The organism is Amaricoccus solimangrovi, from assembly GCF_006385685.1.
In the GTDB taxonomy this organism is placed as follows: Bacteria; Pseudomonadota; Alphaproteobacteria; order Rhodobacterales; family Rhodobacteraceae; genus Amaricoccus; species Amaricoccus solimangrovi.
The window spans coordinates 1-17,512 of record NZ_VFRP01000028.1; the positions used below are offsets into that span (position 1 = coordinate 1).

At 71.1% G+C, this 17,512-nt stretch carries 16 protein-coding genes and 2 pseudogenes; 7 read left to right on the forward strand and 11 right to left on the reverse strand.

Translation table 11 applies throughout. The annotated features are described in order from the left end of the window. Positions 1-333: 333 nt before the first annotated feature. A pseudogene (locus tag FJM51_RS19395) lies at positions 334-498 on the forward strand (transposase); the annotation flags it as partial. A 66-nt stretch (positions 499-564) separates the two neighbouring features. On the opposite strand, the pseudogene FJM51_RS25370 reads toward FJM51_RS19395, so the two are convergent. From FJM51_RS25370 to FJM51_RS19405, 4 genes and pseudogenes are all read right to left on the reverse strand, one after another. Beyond that, positions 565-747 (reverse strand): annotated as a pseudogene (locus FJM51_RS25370) (IS110 family RNA-guided transposase); the annotation flags it as partial. A gap of 12 nt (positions 748-759) precedes the next feature. Further along, the gene (locus tag FJM51_RS23885; protein WP_181164643.1) at positions 760-921 is read right to left on the reverse strand and encodes a hypothetical protein; all 162 of its coding nucleotides are present in this window, start codon (positions 919-921) and stop codon (positions 760-762) included. 13 nt (positions 922-934) lie between these two features. Beyond that, a complete protein-coding gene (locus tag FJM51_RS24190) occupies positions 935-1,465 on the reverse strand; it encodes a hypothetical protein (protein WP_210240352.1) in 531 nt (176 codons plus the stop codon). A gap of 108 nt (positions 1,466-1,573) precedes the next feature. Next, entirely contained in the window at positions 1,574-3,250 is a 1,677-nt protein-coding gene (locus FJM51_RS19405; RefSeq protein ID WP_140455793.1) for a hypothetical protein, read from the reverse strand. A gap of 221 nt (positions 3,251-3,471) precedes the next feature. On the opposite strand from FJM51_RS19405, the gene FJM51_RS19410 reads away from it, so the two are divergent. The 5 genes from FJM51_RS19410 to FJM51_RS19430 all read left to right on the forward strand — a co-directional run bounded on the left by FJM51_RS19410 (position 3,472) and on the right by FJM51_RS19430 (position 9,308). Next, positions 3,472-3,756: a hypothetical protein gene (locus FJM51_RS19410; protein WP_140455794.1), complete on the forward strand. Its 285-nt coding sequence runs from the start codon at positions 3,472-3,474 to the stop codon at positions 3,754-3,756. Positions 3,757-3,889: 133 nt separating this feature from the next. Next, entirely contained in the window at positions 3,890-4,150 is a 261-nt protein-coding gene (locus tag FJM51_RS19415) for a hypothetical protein (RefSeq protein ID WP_140455795.1), read from the forward strand. A gap of 208 nt (positions 4,151-4,358) precedes the next feature. Beyond that, the gene (locus tag FJM51_RS19420; protein WP_210240353.1) at positions 4,359-5,003 is read left to right on the forward strand and encodes a hypothetical protein; all 645 of its coding nucleotides are present in this window, start codon (positions 4,359-4,361) and stop codon (positions 5,001-5,003) included. A gap of 92 nt (positions 5,004-5,095) precedes the next feature. Beyond that, positions 5,096-7,582, forward strand: coding sequence for an arylsulfatase (locus tag FJM51_RS19425; RefSeq protein WP_140455796.1), 2,487 nt, complete (start codon positions 5,096-5,098; stop codon positions 7,580-7,582). A 118-nt stretch (positions 7,583-7,700) separates the two neighbouring features. Then, entirely contained in the window at positions 7,701-9,308 is a 1,608-nt protein-coding gene (locus FJM51_RS19430; RefSeq protein WP_140455797.1) for a DUF1254 domain-containing protein, read from the forward strand. Positions 9,309-9,393: 85 nt separating this feature from the next. Here the strand turns inward: FJM51_RS19430 and FJM51_RS19435 are convergent, their stop codons facing one another. The 7 genes from FJM51_RS19435 to FJM51_RS19465 all read right to left on the reverse strand — a co-directional run bounded on the left by FJM51_RS19435 (position 9,394) and on the right by FJM51_RS19465 (position 16,321). Then, positions 9,394-10,044 carry a glutathione S-transferase family protein gene (locus FJM51_RS19435; protein WP_140455798.1) on the reverse strand — a complete coding sequence of 217 codons (651 nt, stop codon included), beginning with the start codon at positions 10,042-10,044 and terminating at the stop codon, positions 9,394-9,396. 76 nt (positions 10,045-10,120) lie between these two features. Continuing rightward, positions 10,121-12,400, reverse strand: a complete 2,280-nt coding sequence (locus tag FJM51_RS19440; RefSeq protein ID WP_140455799.1) for a calcium-binding protein — start codon at positions 12,398-12,400, stop codon at positions 10,121-10,123. A 179-nt stretch (positions 12,401-12,579) separates the two neighbouring features. After that, positions 12,580-13,269 (reverse strand): calcium-binding protein, encoded by a 690-nt coding sequence (locus FJM51_RS19445; RefSeq protein ID WP_140455800.1) that lies wholly within the window; start codon positions 13,267-13,269, stop codon positions 12,580-12,582. 83 nt (positions 13,270-13,352) lie between these two features. Further along, a complete protein-coding gene (locus FJM51_RS19450; protein WP_140455801.1) occupies positions 13,353-14,711 on the reverse strand; it encodes a sensor histidine kinase in 1,359 nt (452 codons plus the stop codon). Then, entirely contained in the window at positions 14,708-15,370 is a 663-nt protein-coding gene (locus tag FJM51_RS19455; protein ID WP_140455802.1) for a response regulator transcription factor, read from the reverse strand. The genes FJM51_RS19450 and FJM51_RS19455 overlap by 4 nt, the downstream gene beginning before the upstream one ends. Further along, entirely contained in the window at positions 15,370-15,672 is a 303-nt protein-coding gene (locus tag FJM51_RS19460) for a PepSY domain-containing protein (RefSeq protein WP_140455803.1), read from the reverse strand. Before FJM51_RS19460 ends, FJM51_RS19455 begins: the two co-directional genes overlap by 1 nt. 136 nt (positions 15,673-15,808) lie before the next feature. Continuing rightward, positions 15,809-16,321 (reverse strand): DUF2076 domain-containing protein, encoded by a 513-nt coding sequence (locus tag FJM51_RS19465; RefSeq protein ID WP_140455804.1) that lies wholly within the window; start codon positions 16,319-16,321, stop codon positions 15,809-15,811. A gap of 234 nt (positions 16,322-16,555) precedes the next feature. Here FJM51_RS19465 and hyi point away from each other — a divergent pair, with 234 nt between their 5' ends. Continuing rightward, positions 16,556-17,350 carry a hydroxypyruvate isomerase gene (hyi, locus tag FJM51_RS19470; protein ID WP_140455805.1) on the forward strand — a complete coding sequence of 265 codons (795 nt, stop codon included), beginning with the start codon at positions 16,556-16,558 and terminating at the stop codon, positions 17,348-17,350. Positions 17,351-17,512: the final 162 nt, after the last annotated feature.

Genomic DNA, 17,512 nt, shown 5'->3' on the forward strand with positions numbered 1-17,512 from the left:
TCCCGAGAACGCGAAGACCGGCTTCCTCTTCAACTACACCTGGTGGGCCGATCACCGCGACGAACTCGACGGCCGCTTCCAGTCCTGGCTGGCGCAGTAGGCACCCGGTCGCGCGGATACGTTGGCAGGCGCCGCCCCGGCGGCCCTGCCAGCGCCCGCCGCTCATCTCGCACGCCGGCCTCGGAGCCTCCCTTCCTTGACCGACCGCGCCGCTGCCGAGGGTGCCCCGCGACACATGGAGGCCCGAGATCTTCTCGCCCAGGGTGTGGCCCCATAAGCAGGATTCCCACCTGCGCTGATTTCTGGTTCAACCTTCCGAAAGTGGAGGGTTGGATGCGACGGCATGAGTTGAGCGATGAGCAATGGGTGGTCATCGAGCCGCTGTTGCCGAACAAGCCTCGAGGGGTGCCGCGGGTCGATGACCGGAGGGTCATCAACGGCATCCTCTGGCGGTTCCGGACCGGCGCTCCGTGGCGGGACGTGCCAGATGCCGAAGGTCTTCGGGAGTCCGCGCATTTCGTTCTCGAGCCGCGCCCGAACGCCGACCAGAGCATCCCGGGCGGTGAGCAGCGCCCGCGTGACGCAGGCGGCATGGCTCTTGATCCGCACCTCCTTGAACCAGCCGGTCCGCGCGATCCGCGCCATGCCGCGCGCGTCATGACGGTCGGTCTTGTCGGGCATCATCTTCAAGGCGGCGTTGGCAGGGCGCGCGTCGAGGCAGACGAGGGGCAGCCCCTTCGCCGTCAGCGCATTCCATAGTCAGACCGCCAGCGGGCCGGTCTCCATGCCGATCTTCCCGGGTGTCCAGCACCCGAGCCAGGTCGCGATCGCATCCGGGCAGGTTCCGACCCTGCCCTCCGCCAGCAGCGCTCCGGCGCCGTCGACGACACAGATCGCCGCCGGTTCCTGCGATACGTCCAACGCCGGGATCCCCTCAGATCGCCTCGTAGCTCTCGATCCCCACCGGTTCGCCGGACGCGGTCGGGATGAGCCGCCGCCGGGCCGCGTCGCGGAGGAAGGCGTCGAAGGCCGGCGCCGCGTGCGCCCCGGCATCGTCGCGGAGGCTCTGGAGCAGGAACAGGTCGGGATCGGCGCGCGAGCGATGCGCGCGCAGGGGCGCCGGTGCGTGCCCGTTACGGGCCATTTCCTCCGACAGGGCGCGGGCCAGCGCGTCGCCCATGCCCGGCGCCGCGCGGATCCGCGCCACCTCGGTCACGACGCCGGGGCCGGCCCGCGTCCCGACCGCGAGCCACCCGACGGCGAGTTCGCCGATCTCCACCCGCCGCAACCGGGCCCGCCCGACGGAAAGCCGCCCCACCGCCAGGGCGCCCACGGCGAGCGCGCCGACGGCCAGCGCCCCGAGCGCCGCCGCGCCCAGTGTCAGCGCGCCGAACGACGCCGCCCCGGTCGCGCTCGCGCCCGTCGCGACGGTCCCCCGCCGGCTATCCGTCAGATGACGTCGCATGTCCGCTCTCCCGCCCGTTCCGACCCTGTCCGGCGAGAGTGCGGCTGAACGGAGGTCGGCGCAACGGGTGGCATCGCCCGCGGCGTAGCGGCGCTCTCCCTGTCGCGCTCACTCGGTGCCGATACCGGCACGCCGGAGCGACGCCGCGAACCGCTCGTAATCCTCCGGCCGCCCGGCGAGGGGGCGGACCCGGGCCTCGAGATCCCCGAGCAGCGCCGGCGCCTTCGCCGCCAGCCAGTCCCGCTCGCGGCGGGCGTCCTCCATCTCGCCCGCCTCCGCGAAGAAGGCGGCGGCCATCAGGTGGTAGATCGGCACGTCGTGAAACACGGCGGACCGGATCCGGGCCGCCGCCTCCGCGTAACGGCCGTCGATATAGGCGCAGAGCGCGATGCCGGTCTCGAAATAGGGCAGGGGCCCCGGATTGCGCGCGAGCGCGTCGGCCAGCAACGCGCAGCCCCGGTCCCATTCGCCGTGCAGCGCGAGGCGGTAGCCGTATTCGCCGAGCATGTCCGTGTCGTTGGGATTGAGCGCGACCCCGGCCGCGCCGACGCGCAGCGCCCCCTCGAAATCCCCGCCGAGATAAAGCGCCATCATCTTCGCCTCGGTCGCGCGGATGTTGGCCGGATCGAGCAGGAGCGCGTGGCGCGCATCCGCCAGCGCGCGGCCGAGATCCGCCTCCGGCTCGAAACCCCAGCGGCGGCCGTCGATCGCGACCTGGGCGCGCAATCCCCAGGCCGTCGCATAGTCGGGCAGGCGCGCGACCGCGCGCTCGACGCAGGTCCGGACCGTCCCGTAGCCCTCGGCGTCGATCGTGGCGCGAAAGGCGAAATAGGCGAGCACGCAGGCATAGCCATCCGCGGGGTCCGCCGGCCGCTCGGCCCGCGCCGCGGCGTCGGCCTGGAAGATCGCGCCGTAGGGCTGGCCGATCGCCGTCGCGGCCTCGGCCGCGATCCGCGTCTCGGCCGCGAGCGGCCGCTCTGTCCCGAGATCGGCGGCGTAGCTGCGCGCCCAGACCACCGTCCCGTCGACGGGGCGATGCAGGTTGAGGCTGACGCGGAGCTCGTCGCCGTCGCGGCTGAGCGTCCCGTCGAGCGCGTAGCCCGGCCCGGGCGTCGTCTCCGCCGTTTCCTCCAGCGGGGCCACGACGACGATGTCCCGGAACCGCGCGAGTTCGGCGATGAGCTCCGAGGTCAGGCCGCTCGCGAGCGCGGCGTCGAGCGCGTCGCCCGCGACGACCCGGGGCGCCACGACCGCGACGCGCGGAATGTCGGGCTTGGCGGGCGCCGCCGCGCGCGGCCACCGTAAGGCGCCCAGAAGCCCCGCGAGCGTGACGAGGGCGAGAAGGAGGATGGCGCCGATGAGCGGCGCGACGCGACGTCGCGGGGCCTCCGGCCGCGCGGTGGCCTCCGGCGCCGCCTCGCGCGCGACGAAGCTCGGCACGTAGCCGCCCTTCGGCACGGTGATGACGATCGGATCGTCGGCGCCGGCGGAGAGGTAGTAGCGGTCGAGCGCGCGGCGCAGGTGCCCGGCCTCGACGCGCACGATCGGGTCGGTCCGCGGATCGAAGGAGGCGTCGCGGCCGAAGACCTCGATGGCGATCGAATAGGCCTTGATGCGCTCCGCCCGGCCCGCCAGCGCCTCCTCGACGACATAGGCGAGGAAGCGGCGGTCGCGGTCGGTGGCGTCGAAGGCGTCGCTTTCGAGGATCCGCCGGAGCTGGGCGCGGCAGGGCGCCGGGTCGAGCGACCCGCCCTCCCCCTCGGGCCGGTATGCCACCTGTTCCAAGGCACCCCCTCCTCGGCGCGCCGGACAATCCTCCGGCGTCGCGTGGCTTATACTCTCCGGGCCTCGCCCTGCCAATCGTTACGCGACCTGTCCGCCGCGCGGTTTACGCGCGTTCCACGGGGTTAATTACCCCCCGATACTTCCGCCGGTCCCCCGGGCGGGTCAGGCTCCGGACGAGCGGCGCGACCTCCGTGCCGGATCGCGACATCTGGACGGGTGCGATGAGCTGGAAGCCCGAGCGCGACCTCGCCTCCGCTCTCCGGCGGTTTCCGGAGAAGGCGGACCGGGTGCTCCGGCTGGCGGAGCGCGACGAGGCGTTCCGCGACATGTGCGAGGAACTCGCCGCCGCGGAGGCCGCGCTCGAAACGCTGACGGGCGACGGCTCCGCGACCGGGGCCGCGCGGAGGGAGGAATGCGAGGGCTGGATCGTCCGCCTTCTCGGGGAGATGTCGGACGCCGTCCGGGAGGAGGAGGTGATCCGGCTCTCCGACCGCAGGCGACGCTGAGCCGGCGGGCCGGGAGGCCCGTGGCGCCGAACCGATCTGACGCGGCGGATACCGGGGATCCGGTCCCGCGTCCGAGCCCGCTCCCGGCAGGGGGCGACAACGGCCGGAAGGCCATGGGAGAGGGAAGAGGATGATGACACGCTATCTGACCGGAGCCGCGATTCTCGCGCTGCTCGGCGCGCCGGCCTTCGCCGCCGGGCTGGAAGTCACCTGCGGCGACTACAGCATGATGGACGAGACCACCAAGATGGAGACCATCGCGGAACTCGAGACCGAGACCTCGCAGTTGCCGAAGGAGCAGCAGCTGACCGCCGAGGCGATCCACACCAAGCTGGAAGCCGAGTGCAAGGACAAGGTCGACATGATGGTGATCGACGTCGTCACCGGCAAGTAGCGCCCGTTCCATCAACCAGGGTCCGGCCGCGCGGCGGGCGGACCCGCCGCGCCCGAACCACCCGGCCCGCCGGATCGGCGCGAATATGTAAATGCATATCCGACCGAGGGCGGACGGGGATCCGGCCGCGCGCTCGATATGCATATGCATATTCGGCCAGATCGCCGCGCGAGCCGTGGGTACCGGCCGCCCCTCCGGAGGTTCTTTCATGCTGCGACCGACGCTGGTTTCCGTTCTCCTCTCCGCGGGGCTTCTGCTCGCGGGGCCGGGCTTCTCGCAATCGGCGCCGCCCCCCGCGCCGCATGTGCCGCTCCAGAAGACGATCGGCAAGGCCCGCCCCGAGATCGTGCCCTCGCTCATCGTCATGAACGCCGCGGGGGCGGCGCTCGCGGAGGGGACGCTGACGCTGAAGGCGGTGGCGGCGAATTCCATCGTCTTCGCCGACCGCCCGGTCCGCGCGGCGGGACACGCGCCGACGAGCGTGCTGCTCGACGAATGGAACCCGTCCTATCCCGACAGCTTCCACGCCGACCCGCCGAACGCCACCGTCTCGGCCTTCGGGACCACCGAGAAGGAGGTCTACGACGCCGTGGTGACGCTCCGGAACCCGCGGATGAACGGGGCTGATCTCGTTTTCGACGTCGACGTGCTCGAGGGGAGCCTCGACGGCGCCACGGGTCCGGCGGCGCTCTTCATCGACATCATCGGCCGGCCGCTCACGCCGCTCTCCTTCGCAGGCGCCGCGCGCCGGACCGCCTATCGCGGCGCCTGGTACGCGGGCGCGGCCGACGCGGCCGCCGTCGACGCGGCGCGGCCGGCCTGCGGCTATCCGCCCTATCCGCCCTGCTACTGACGCGGAGCCGCGCGGCTCCGCCCGGGGCGCGAGACATCCAGCTTGCCCGCGCCGCCCGGCGCGGTCGCGACACGAACCAGAGGACCAGAGCCATGCACGTGACGAGGCAGACCCTGCCCGCGACCGCCTTCACCCTCGCGCTCATCCTGACCGCGACGGTGGCCTCGGCCCAGGGGGCGGGCGAGACACCGCCGGCGGGCGCCGCCGGGGCGACGACGACGATCGACGGACGCTACCTTCCGGCCCCGCCCCGCCCGTTCCGGGGCGAGATCGACACCAATGCCATGCAATCGACGCCCTCCTGGCCCGAACTGATCACCCCGCCCCGGGGCGCGCCGAACGTCCTGCTGATCATGACCGACGACGTGGGCTTCTCGGCCCCCTCGACCTTCGGCGGCGTGATCCCGACGCCGACGCTCGACCGGATCGCCGACGAGGGGCTGCGCTACACCCGGTTCCACACAACGGCGCTCTGCTCGCCCACCCGCGCGGCGCTGCTGACCGGGCGCAACCACCATTCGGTCGCGACCGGGGTCGTGGTCGACCAGGCCACCGGCTTCCCCGGCTACGACGGCGTGATCAAGCGCGACACGGTCGCGGTCGGCGAGATCCTCAAGCAGAACGGCTATGACACCTCCTGGTTCGGCAAGGACCACAACACGCCGACCTGGGTGGCGAGCCAGGCCGGGCCGTTCACCGACTGGCCGACCGGGCCGATCAAGGGGTTCGACTACTACTACGGCTTCATCGGCGACGACACGAGCCAGTGGCAACCGAACAACCTGTTCCGGAACACGACCCCGATCGAACCCTATCTCGGCCATCCGGGCTGGAACCTTATCACCGCGATGGCCGACGAGGCGATCGGGCGGATCAACATGCTGAACGAGGTGCAGCCCGAGCGGCCGTTCATGATCTACTACGCGCCGGGCGGCACCCACGCGCCCCATCATCCGACCAGGGAGTGGGTCGACAGGATCGAGGCGATGCACCTCTTCGACGAGGGCTGGAACAAGCTCCGCGATACGATCTTCGCCAACCAGAAGAAGCTCGGGATCGTGCCGGAGAACGCCGAGCTCACCGCCTGGCCGGACGACCTGCCGAAGTGGGACACGCTCTCGGACGAGCAGAAGAAGCTCTACATCCGCCAGGCCGACGTCTACGCCGCCTATCTCGCCTATACCGATCACGAGATCGGCCGGGTGGTCCAGGCGATCGACGACGCGGGCAAGCTCGACAACACGCTGATCATCTACATCTCGGGCGACAACGGCGCGAGTCCGGAGGGGACGCTCAACGGCCTTTACAGCGAGTTCGCGATCCTGAACGGCATCCACCCGAGCGTCGAGGACAACATGAAGTTCTACGACGCCTGGGGCACCGACCAGACCTATCCGCATTACGCGGTGCCCTGGGCCTGGGCCTGGGACACGCCCTACCAGTGGACCAAGGAGGTCGCCTCGCATTTCGGCGGCACCCGCAACGGCATGGCGATGATGTGGCCCGACCGGATCAAGGACAAGGGCGGCATCCGGACGCAGTTCCACCACGTCATCGACGTCGTGCCGACGATCCTCGAGGCCGCCGGCATCCCCGAACCGGTCTCGGTCAACGGCGTCGCGCAGCGGCCGATCGAGGGCGTGAGCATGGCCTATACCTGGGACGACGCCAACGCCCCCGGCCGGCGCGACACGCAGTATTTCGAGATGTTCGGCTCCCGCGCGATCTATCACGACGGCTGGGTCGCCGCGGCGCCGCCCCTGGTCGCGCCGTGGGATCTGTCGCTGGCGCCGCCGCCGGCGGATGTGATGAACGGCTTCAAGTGGCAGCTCTACGACATCGAGGCCGACTGGAGCCAGGCGAAGGACGTCGCGGCGGAAAATCCGGACAAGCTCCGCGACATGCAACAGCTCTTCACGATGCAGGCGGAGAAGTACCGGGTCTTCCCGCTCGACGACCGCACCCTGCCGCGCTTCATGGCGCCGAAGCCGAGCTACACGCCGGGCCGGAACGAATTCTCCTACGCCGGTCCGCTCATGAACGTGCCGTTCCCGGGCGTCGCCGGCGCGCCGGACCTGCTGAACAAGTCCTACACGATCACCGCCGAGGTCGAGATCCCGGCGGGTGGCGCCGAGGGCATGCTGATGACCGACGGCGGGCGGTTCTCCGGCTACGGCTTCTATCTCGTCGGAGGCAAGCCGACCTTCACCTGGAACCTGATCCAGCTCGAGACCGTGAAATGGCAGGGGAAGGAGGCGCTCTCGCCGGGGCATCACACGCTCGTCTTCGACTGGAAACAGTCCGCGCCGGGGCTCGGCAAGGGCGGCACGGGCACGCTCAAGGTGGACGACGCGGTGGTCGATACGAGGGAGATGCCGAAGAGCCTGCCGGTCGGCATCGGCTGGGTCGAGACCTTCAACGTCGGCGTCGATACCGGCACCTCGGTGGACGAGTCCGACTACAAGGTGCCCTTCCCCTTCACCGGGACGATCGACCGGGTGACGGTGAAGCTCGGCCCGGAGCAACTGACGGCCGCCGAGCAGGAGATGATCCGGGGCGCTCGTCAGACGAGCAACTGACTCCTTGAGAGGGCCGCGCCGGTCCTCCATTCTCGCAACGCGGGGTCCGGTTCGCCGGGCCCCGGAGCCTCCCAAACCCCGGAACCGGGACCGAACCAGATCGAGGATCGCACCGAGCATGAGACTTCCGCTTCACGCCATGGCCGCCGCCGGCCTGCTCGCCGTCCCGCTGACCGCCGCCGCCCAGGGCCAGAAGGAACCGCCCGCCGCGATCGCCACGCCCGACCGCGTCGAGACGCGGCTCGGCACGCTCGAATTCACCGATGGCGCGCCCGGGCCGAAGACGGCGGCTGCGCTCTACGATCATCTCGACTTCACCTATGCGTTCCGCGCCTTCACCGACACCTTCCGGGGCGTCAGCGTCGAGGCGGCGCGCCAGGGCTTCGAGGCCGCCGGGATCAAGGACAACGAGATCCTGATCTTCTCCGGGCTGATGGATTCCTCGTCGCTGTTCCTGACGGCCAACGCCGATACCGTCTATTTCCTCGGCTTCGTCGATCTCTCGAAGGGCCCGATGGTGGTCGAGACCCCGCCGGGCGCGCTCGGCACCATCGACGACATGTGGTTTCACTGGGTGACCGACTTCGGCCGGCCGGGGCCGGACCGGGGCGAGGGCGGCAAGTACCTGCTGGTCGGGCCGGGCTATGACGGCCCGCTGCCCGAGGGCGGCTTCTATGTCGGGCATTCCCGCACCAGCCGCGTCCTGCTGCTCGGGCGCGCGTTCCTCGAGAACGACGATCCGAAGGCGCCGGTCGAGGCGATCAAGTCCAGCACCCGCATCTATCCCTACGCGCCGGGGGGTGTCGGCACCTCGATCGCCGAATATCTCGAAGGCGGCGTCGAGCTCGGCCGGGACGCGACGCCCGAGACGCCGGTGTTCCACGAGGGCACCGGCCTCGTCATCAACACGATCCCGCCGAACGATCTGAGCTATTACGAGATGCTGAACGACCTGGTGCAGGCGGAGCCCGCCGATGTGATCGATCCCGAGCTGATGGGGCCGATCGCGGCCATCGGCATCGAGAAGGGCAGGGAGTTCGCCCCGGACGCGCGCATGCGCGGGATCCTCACCGAGGCCGCCGCCGTCGCCAACGCGACGAGCCGGACGCTCGGCTTCGATCCGCGCGATCCGGAGTGGTTCTACTATCCCGACTCGCAATGGTGGAATCCGCTCTTCCTCGGCGGCTACCAGTTCGAGACCCCGCTTCCGGAGATCACGCGGGAAGGGGCGAAGCCCTATCCGCCGACCGGCTACCGCCAGCTCGACGCGCGCACCTCGTTCTTCTACATGGCGACGGGGATCACGCCGGCGATGGCGATGCGGCTGCCGGGCGTCGGCTCGCAGTATCTCTTCGCGGCGAAGGACGGGGACGGCCATTTCCTCGACGGGGCGAAGACCTACAGGGTCACGCTGCCCAAGGGCATTCCGGCCGGGGAGTTCTGGTCCTTCACCCTCTACGACAACCAGACCCGCTCGATGCTCCAGACGCCGCAGAAATACCCGCGCGCCGGCAGCCAGTCCTATCCCTCGCCGGCGGCCGAGGCGGCGGCGGACGGCTCGACGACGATCTGGTTCGCGCCCGAGCAGCCGGAAGGCGTCGGCCGCGGCAACTGGATCCAGACCGACCCCGGGAAGGGCTGGGTCACCATCCTGCGGCTCTACAGCCCGCTCGAGGCGTTCTTCGACAAGTCCTGGCGCCCGGGCGAGATCGAGGCGGTGGAGTGACGCCCGGTGTCCGCCGCCCGACGCCTTCCGCGGGCTTCGCCGCGCCCGGTGGCGCGGGCGTACCGGATCGCGGCGCGGCGGCCCGTCACCGCGCGCGCGGGGGAACGAACGGCAGTTCGGGGGCGGCCAGCCCGGCGAAGGGGTCGGCCCAGGCGGGTATCCGCGACAGGCGGTCGTTCCAGCGCGAGATGGCGGGATAGTCCGCGAGCGGCAGGCCGGCCGCGGCGTTGAAGGGCAGGAAGGTCGCCATCCGGAAGTCGGCGTAGCTCAGACCGCTGTCGAGCAGGAAGGCTCTCGTCTCGAGATGCGCGTCGAGTTGCGCGGCGCTCGCGCGAAAGAGCGCCTCGCCTTCCGCGACCTTCACCGGATCGACCGGGCCGAGCCCGTAACGCTGCCTGGTGCCGAACTCGAAATGGACCATGTCGCAGGCATGCACGAAATTCGCCTTGCCCCAGCTGATCCACCGGATCAGTTCCGGAAGCTCCGGATCCAGCCGCCAGAAGGTCGATCCGGCCGACATCGACAGGCGGCAGGCGATGGCATCCGCTTCCCAGAGCGTGGTCCCGTCCTCGACGAGAATGGGAACGCGGAGGGAGGGATTGAGTTTCCGGAACCGCTCGCTCGACGCCGGATCGAAGGGCGAGGCCCAGACGAACTCGATCTCCGATCCGAGGTATTTCGCGGTGGCCACCGCGAGCCGGGGATTGGGGTTGCGCGAGAAGTAGAGCGTCGGCACTCCGGTTTCCCTCCCCGTCCGGGGTCCCCTGCGCCCCGGCCCTCCGGGGCAACGCGGCGGGATCCCCACCCCCGCCTCAGATCACCACGAGGTCCGCGCTGGTGAGCGTCGGCGCGCCGCTCAGCGCGGCGAAGACGACGGCCGCGCCCGCGCCGTCGCCGTCGGCGTCGTAGGACAGTTCGCCGCGCGACGTGTCGTAGAGGATGAAGTCGTCCGCGTCCCGCGCGGAGCCGGTGGCATTGGCCGCGAAGAGGCCGCTCGCCAGGACGCCCTTCGCCGTCAGCATCGGCATCACCGCCTTTGCGATCTCGATCGTGTCGGCGGCCGCGTTGAAGCCGATGATCGCGTCGACGGCGCCCAAGGCCGAATTGAAGCGGAACACGTCCAGCCCGGCGCCGCCGTTCAGCGCGTCGGGCCCGCCGCCGCCGTTCAGCATGTCGTCGCCGATCCCGCCGTTCAGCGTGTCGGCGCCGGCGCCGCCGTTCAGCCTGTCGTTGCCCGCGGCGCCGCCGAGCGTGTCATCGCCGCCACCCCCGTTGAGAAGATTGTCGCCGGGGTTCCCGGTCAGGACATTGGCGAGGCCGTTGCCGGTCGCGTTGATGGCCGCGCTCCCTCGCAGCGCGAGATTTTCCGCCTGGCCGCCGGCGAGCGAGAAGGTCACCGTCGAGAACACCCGGTCGAAGCCTCCGCCGCTCGCCTCGCCGACCTGATCGCCGGCGTCGTCGACGTGGTAGCGGTCGTCGCCCGCGCCGCCGGCCATCGTGTCGGCGCCGCCGCGGCCATCGAGAACATTGGCCCCGGCATTGCCGGTCAGGATGTTGTCGAGATCGTTGCCGAGCCCGCGAATGTCGCCGGCGCCGGTCAGCACCAGATCCTCGAGCAGGCCGGCGGCCTGATCCGGATTCGCGAGGTCGAAAGCCACGCGCGACATCACCGTGTCGTGGCCGTGGTCGCCCGCCTCCTGCTCCACCACCCTGTCGCCGGCATTGTCGACGACATAGACGTCGTCGCCGTCCCCGCCGATCATCTCGTCCGCGCCCGCGCGCCCGTCGAGGGTGTTGTCCCCGCCGGTTCCGGTCATCACGTTGGCCAGGGCGTTGCCATAGCCGTCGCTGTCGGCCGACCCGCCGGAGCCGTGATAGAGCGTCAGGTTCTCGAAATCGCCCTGAAGCCGGGGGCCGCGCCTGAGGTCGAAGGTCGCGGCGGCGAAGATCGTGTCGATCCCGGCGCTGTCGATCAGCGTGTCCGTCGCGTCGGCGGTGTAGTCGTCGTCGCCGTCCCCGCCGTTCATCAGGTCGGCGCCGTCGCCGCCGCCTCCGCCACCCCCGAGGTCGTCGTCCCCGGCGCCGCCGGTCAGCGTATCGGCGTAGCCCGATCCCACCAGCGTGTCCGCGTTGGCGGTGCCGGTGACCCCGACGCCCGAGGTCGCGTCGACGGCGCTGAGCCAGACGCGCTCGTTCGAAAGGAGCAGCCTGGTCGAGAAGTCGATCGACCCGCCGGCGCCGTCGACGCGGAACATGATCTGGCCGGTGTCGTTCCCGCCGGTGATGCGCGCGAAGGCGTTGAGCTGTTCCAGCGTGGCGAAGGTCACGCCCCAGGACATGACGACGAGCCGCTCGACATTGCTGAATGTCAGGTCGCCGAGATCTCCCGTGCCGCGATAGGGCGACCAGGAGTAGAGCTGGAAGGCGGCGGCGACGACCACGTCGTCGCCGCCGCCTCCGTCGATCGTTCCGTCCTGGCGCCGCACCTCGAACGTATCCGCGCCGTTGCCCCCGTAAAGCGCATCCGCGCCGCCGCTGGCGTCGTCGCGATAGACGCCTACGAAACGGTCGTTGCCCGCGCCGCCGCGGACCACGTCGTCGTGACGCGTATTGGCGAAGGAATCGGCATGACCGGTGCCGGTGACGTCGTAGCCGGAGGAGAGCGTGGTCGCGTTCACCGCGACGCCGGTCGTGCCGGTGACCCGGCCCGAGAAATCGATCGGGCCGCCCGGGCCGGTCAGGTAGATGTTCCCGCCGGAGGGCAGGGTGATCGCGGCGAAGGCGCTCAGCTGATCGATCCGAAGGGCCACCTCGTAGCTCTCCACGAGGAGATGCTCGACATTCGCGAAGGCGAGCGCGCCCAGGGTATCGCCCCGCAGGTATACGCGATCGAAACCGGCGCCGCCGTCGATGGCGCCGCCGTCGCCATAGCCGGGCGCCAGCAGGAAATCGTCATCGCCGCCGGCGCCCGAGAGCATGTCGATTCCGCCGGCCGCGCCGGGCGTTCCATCGCTCGATATGCCATCGAAAACATCCGCGTCCGGCGTTCCGGCGAGATAATCGTCGCCGCTCGTGAGAACGTAGGTTGCCACGGCTCACCCCTTCGATTCAGGAGCGCGCCGAGTGCTCTCCCGTGTGGAATCAAGCGGATACTGTACCGATCATATCGCTTTGCGATTGGAAGGTCACCTCTTTCATCCCGGGAGGAAGCCGGCGCGGCCGGGGGTGGATGCGAGGGCGCCGCGCCCGGACGCGCCTCGCGCTCGCGGGGTCAGGTGAGGATGAAGTCGGAAGCGCCGAGATCGCCGAGACGGACGCCGAGGAGGGTGACCGCGGTTCCTTCGCCCAGATCGAGGATCACGTCGTCGCCCGAGCGCGTCGCCCGCTCCAGAACCGCCGCGGCGGAGGCGAAGTCGAATTCCTCGACGTCCAGGCGGTCGAGGCCGGGCTCGAAATCCTCGATCACGTCGGCTCCGCCGAAATCGTCGAACTCGAAGACATCCGCCCCGGCGCCTCCGACGAGCACGTCGTCTCCCTCGCCGCCATCGATCCGGTCGTCGCCCGCGCCGCCGACCAGGCGGTCGGAGCCTTCGCCGCCATCCAGTTCATCATCGCCGGCGCCCCCGAAAAGCCTGTCGTCGCCCCGGTCGCCATCGAGCTCGTCGCGCCCGACGCCGCCCGAGAGACGGTCGCGCCCGGAACCGCCGTCGATCTCGTCGTCGCCGTCGCCGCCATAGATCCGGTCGTCGCCCGAGCCGCCCTCGATCTCGTCGTTCCCGGTCCCGCCCTTGATCCGGTCGTCGCCCGAACCGCCCTCGATCTCGTCATGACCGCTCCCGCCAAGGAGGCGGTCGTCTCCGCCACGTCCGAAGATCGTGTCGTTGCCCCCGAATCCGCGGACGCGGTCGAAGGCGCCGGTTCCGCGCAGGACGTTGCCGCCGGCGTCGCCGTCGATGTGCATCGGTGATCTCCTCGATTGTGATGTCATCCCCTCCTGAGCACATCCCCGCTGACGCCGGTCTGACGGCGGGTGTCAGGAAGCTGTCAGGAAGAGGGCGGGGCGGCCGGCAGGTCGAGCCGGGCGATGAGCCCCTGGCGGCCATTCTCCAGCGCCAGCGCGCCTCCGGCGGCGGCGGCGATCTCCGAGGCGATGGACAATCCGAGGCCCGCGCCCGGGCCCGCGAGGTCGAGCCGGACGCCGCGGGTCCGGAGCGTGCGGAGCAGTTCCGGAGGTATGCCGGGACCGTCATCCGCGATCTCGATCACCACGCGGCCCCCCGCGCGGGACGCGCGGATCTCCACCGCCGCGCGCGCGTGACGCGCGGCGTTCTCGAGCAGCGCGCCCAGGGCCTCGGTCAGGTCATCCGCGTCGATGCGCGCGCGAAGGCCGGGCAGGGCATCGACGCGCCAGCCGAGGCGAGCGCCTTCCGGAGTCCGGCGCAGCACGGCGAGGAGCCGGTCGATGACCCCGGCCGGCTCCGAGAGCGCGAGGCGCGCCGCGGAGGCGACGCGGGCGCGCGCCAGTTCGCGATCGACGTGGCGTTGCATCGCCAGGGCGATCTCCTCGATACCCTCGGCCTCCGCGCGCTCTCCCTTCGCACGCAACCGGTCCGCTTCCCCGATCAGGGCCTGCAGCGGACTCTTCAACCCGTGCGCGAGATCGGCCGAACGTCCGCGGGCACGCAGGAGCGCCTCCTCCCGTTCGGCGATGAGCGCGTCCACCTCGGCGGCGAGCGGACGGATCTCGCGCGGAAAATCCGCGCCGAGCCGGCTCTTCTCCCCCGATCTCACCGCCGCGACGCGCTCCCCGACCTTCGCGAGCGGGCGGAGGCCGACGGCGACCTGGGCCGCGCCCGCGGCGATCAGCATCGCGGCGAGCAGGGCGACATAGGGCGCGAGATCCCCGACGAAGGCGCGGGTCGCCGCGCGGACCTCGCTCCGGTCGAGCGCCACGGCGGTGCGAACCCGCGATACGCCGCCCCCTTCGGCGAGCGTCAGGGTCCGCTCCAGAAGCAGGAGGGTCGCGCCCCCCGGCCCCTCCAGCGCGTCTTCCCGCGGCGTGCCGGGCGGCGGAGCGGGATCCGGAAGATCCAGCGCCCCGTCCCAGAGCGAGCGCGAGCGCGACGGGCCGCCCGTGTCGGTCTCGACCTGCCAGTAGGAGCCGGAGAGGGGCCGCGCGAAACGCGGATCGGACGGCGGACGGGTCACCGTCACGGAGCCGTCCGGCGCCCGCGAGAGACCCGCGGCCAGCTGATCGAGATCGACGAGCATCTCCGCGTAGGCGCGCCGCTCGACATGCCGCTCGAAGAGGACGCGCAGCCCGACCGCGGCGAGCGCGAGGGCCGCCAGGATCGCGGCGGCGCCGGCGAGCAGAAGGCGGAGCCTGATCGAGCCGCCGCTCACGCGTCCGCTTCGAGGTAATAGCCGAAGCCGCGCCGCGTGCCGACCAGCCCCGGCCCGAGCTTGCGCCTCAGCCGCGCGACCAGCGCCTCCAGCGCGTTCGCCTCCCGCGCGTCGTCGTCGCCATAGAGATGTTCCAGCAATTCGGTGGGCGGAACGACCCGCGCGCGGTGGAGCGCCAGATAGGCGATCAGCCGGTATTCCAGCGACGATAGCGCAACGGGTACGCCCCTGACGGCGACGGTCATGCGATTGCCATCGATCGTGAGGGAGCCTGCCACGAGGATGGCGGCGCCCCGTCCCGCCGCGCGCCGGACGAGCCCGCGCGAGCGCGCGACCAGTTCCTCCATGTGGAAAGGCTTCGGCAGGTAGTCGTCGGCGCCCGCGTCGATCCCCTCCACCCGTTCGACCCATGCGCCCCGCGCGGTCAGCACAAGCACGGGCATGTCACGGCCGTTCGCGCGCCAGCGCTTCAGGATCGCGAGACCGTCCATCGACGGCAGTCCGAGGTCGAGCACGACGAGGTCATATTCCTCGGTGTCGCCAAGGAACCAGGCCTCCTCGCCATCGCTCGCCGTCTCGACCCGGAATCCCGCCGCCGAGAGCGCGGTCACGAGGTCGCGCCGGATCCGGGGATCGTCCTCCACCGCGAGTACGCGCATCAGTCGTCATCATCCTCCCCGACCGAGATCACGCGGCCGGTTCTCGCATCGACGACCGCCTCGAGCAAACGCCCATCCGGGGCGATGAACTCGAATTCGTAGACATGGCCGCCATCCTTCGCCTCGAACTCGACCTCGATGATCCGGCCGTCGATCTCACGCTCGACGATCCCGAGGATCTCGCGCAGCGGCAGGACCTCCCCCCGCTCGAGCGCGCGGCGCGCGCGGTCGCTGTCGTCGAGATCGGCGTTGCCGATCACGGGCACGACGAGCAGGACGGTCGCGAGGCCTGGAATCTTCATCCGCCTCCCTTGCCCGATTCCCGCTGACGGCTCGCTGACGGATCCGGCTCCCGCCGGTCAGGATGGCGACGCCGCGATCGGAAACCCGTGACGAGGGGAGGGCGCCTTCCGCCCCGTCGCGAAGGCGCCCCCGGGCTCACATCTCGAAGTCCTCGTCGAAGCTCATCTCCTCCGCCGGGGCATCCTCCTCGGGCGGCGTCTCCTCGGCCATCGCGGGATCGCCGGAGAACATGCCCGCGATCGCATTGCCGAGCAGAACGCCGCCCGCGACGCCGACCGCCGTCTGCGCCGCGCCCGCGAGGAAGCCGCCGCCCTGATGGGGCGCGCGCATGGCCTGCGTCGCCGGGCCGTTCCCCGGCGCGGGCCGGGGCGTCGGGCGGGCGCCACCGCCGAAGAGGCTCGAGAGGAAGCCGCCGCCGCCCGCCCGCGCCTGTTCGGTCTCCAGCGCCTCGATCCGGGCCTGGGCCTGTTCGAGCGCCGCCTGCTGAACGACGATGGTCTGCGCCATGTAGTAGGGCGCGCCCGGCTGGGCCGCGATCGCCCGCGCGATGAAGCCCTCGGCCGCGGCGTCCCGCGCGGGCGCGGCGCGCTCCGCCTCGGCCAGCCTGGAGAACAGCCCTTCGATCGCCTGCTGGTCGTTCCGGTCCATGTCGTCTCGCCTCCATCGGTTTCCCCCGGGTTTCTCCCGGTCCCGGCGATATAGGTGGTCCCGCGCCCTCCCGCGGCCCCGCGCGTCACTTTGCCTCAACCCGCGCGCGACCGATCCGCGCGTGACGGAAGGGCGGCGAGGCCGAACAGGTCTGTTCGGCGCCGCGCGGAGCCTGTAGGCCGAGCCTCATCTCCGCCGCGCAGAACGAGATCCGCCGCCCGAGGAAACCGAACCGTGCCCAGATTCTCCGCCAACCTGTCCTTTCTCTACGCCGAATTGCCGTTCCTCGACCGTTTCGCCGCGGCCGCGGAGGATGGCTTCCCGGCCGTCGAATACGTCTCCCCCTACGAACATCCGCCCGAGGCGGTCGCGGCGGCGCTCCGCTCGGCCGGCCTCACGCAGGCGCTCTTCAACCTGCCCGCCGGCGACTGGGCCGGCGGCGAGCGCGGCATCGGCTGCCTGCCGGACCGGGTCGACGAGTTCCGCGCCTCGGTCGGGACCGCGATCCGCTACGCCGAGGCGCTCGGCTGCGACAAGGTCAACTGCCTCGCGGGGATCGCCCCGGCGGGCGCGGACCGGGCCGAACTGGAGGCGGTGCTGGTCGCGAACCTGCGCCACGCGGCGCCCCGCTTCGCGGAGGCCGGGATCAGGCTCCTGCTCGAGCCGATCAACCTGCGCGACATGCCGGGCTTCCTGATCCCGACCACCGACGACGCCGGGCGGATCCTCGACGCGGTGGGATCGGACAATCTTCACATCCAGTACGACGTCTATCACCAGCAGGTGATGCGCGGCGACCTGATCGGGACCTTCGCGCGGCTGCGCGGGCGCATCGCCCATGTCCAGATCGCCGACAATCCGGGGCGGGGCGAGCCCGGGACCGGCGAGATCAACTATCCCTTCGTGCTGCGGGAACTCGACCGGCTCGGCTACGACGGCTTCGTCGGCTGCGAGTACAAACCGAAGGCCGGCACCAGCGCGGGGCTCGGATGGATGAAGCCCTATCTCACCGGGAGAGCGCGGGCCTGACGCCCTGACTCCATCGGACCCGATCCGATCCTCGGCGCGCGCGAGGTGAGGATCGGCTCGTGAAACCCGGGCAGGGCCGCGCGCGGCGAAACACCCGGAAGGTCCGTTCCCGCCACGCCGCGCGGATCGCCATGAGCGACCGGTCAAGCGAAGCGCCTTCGA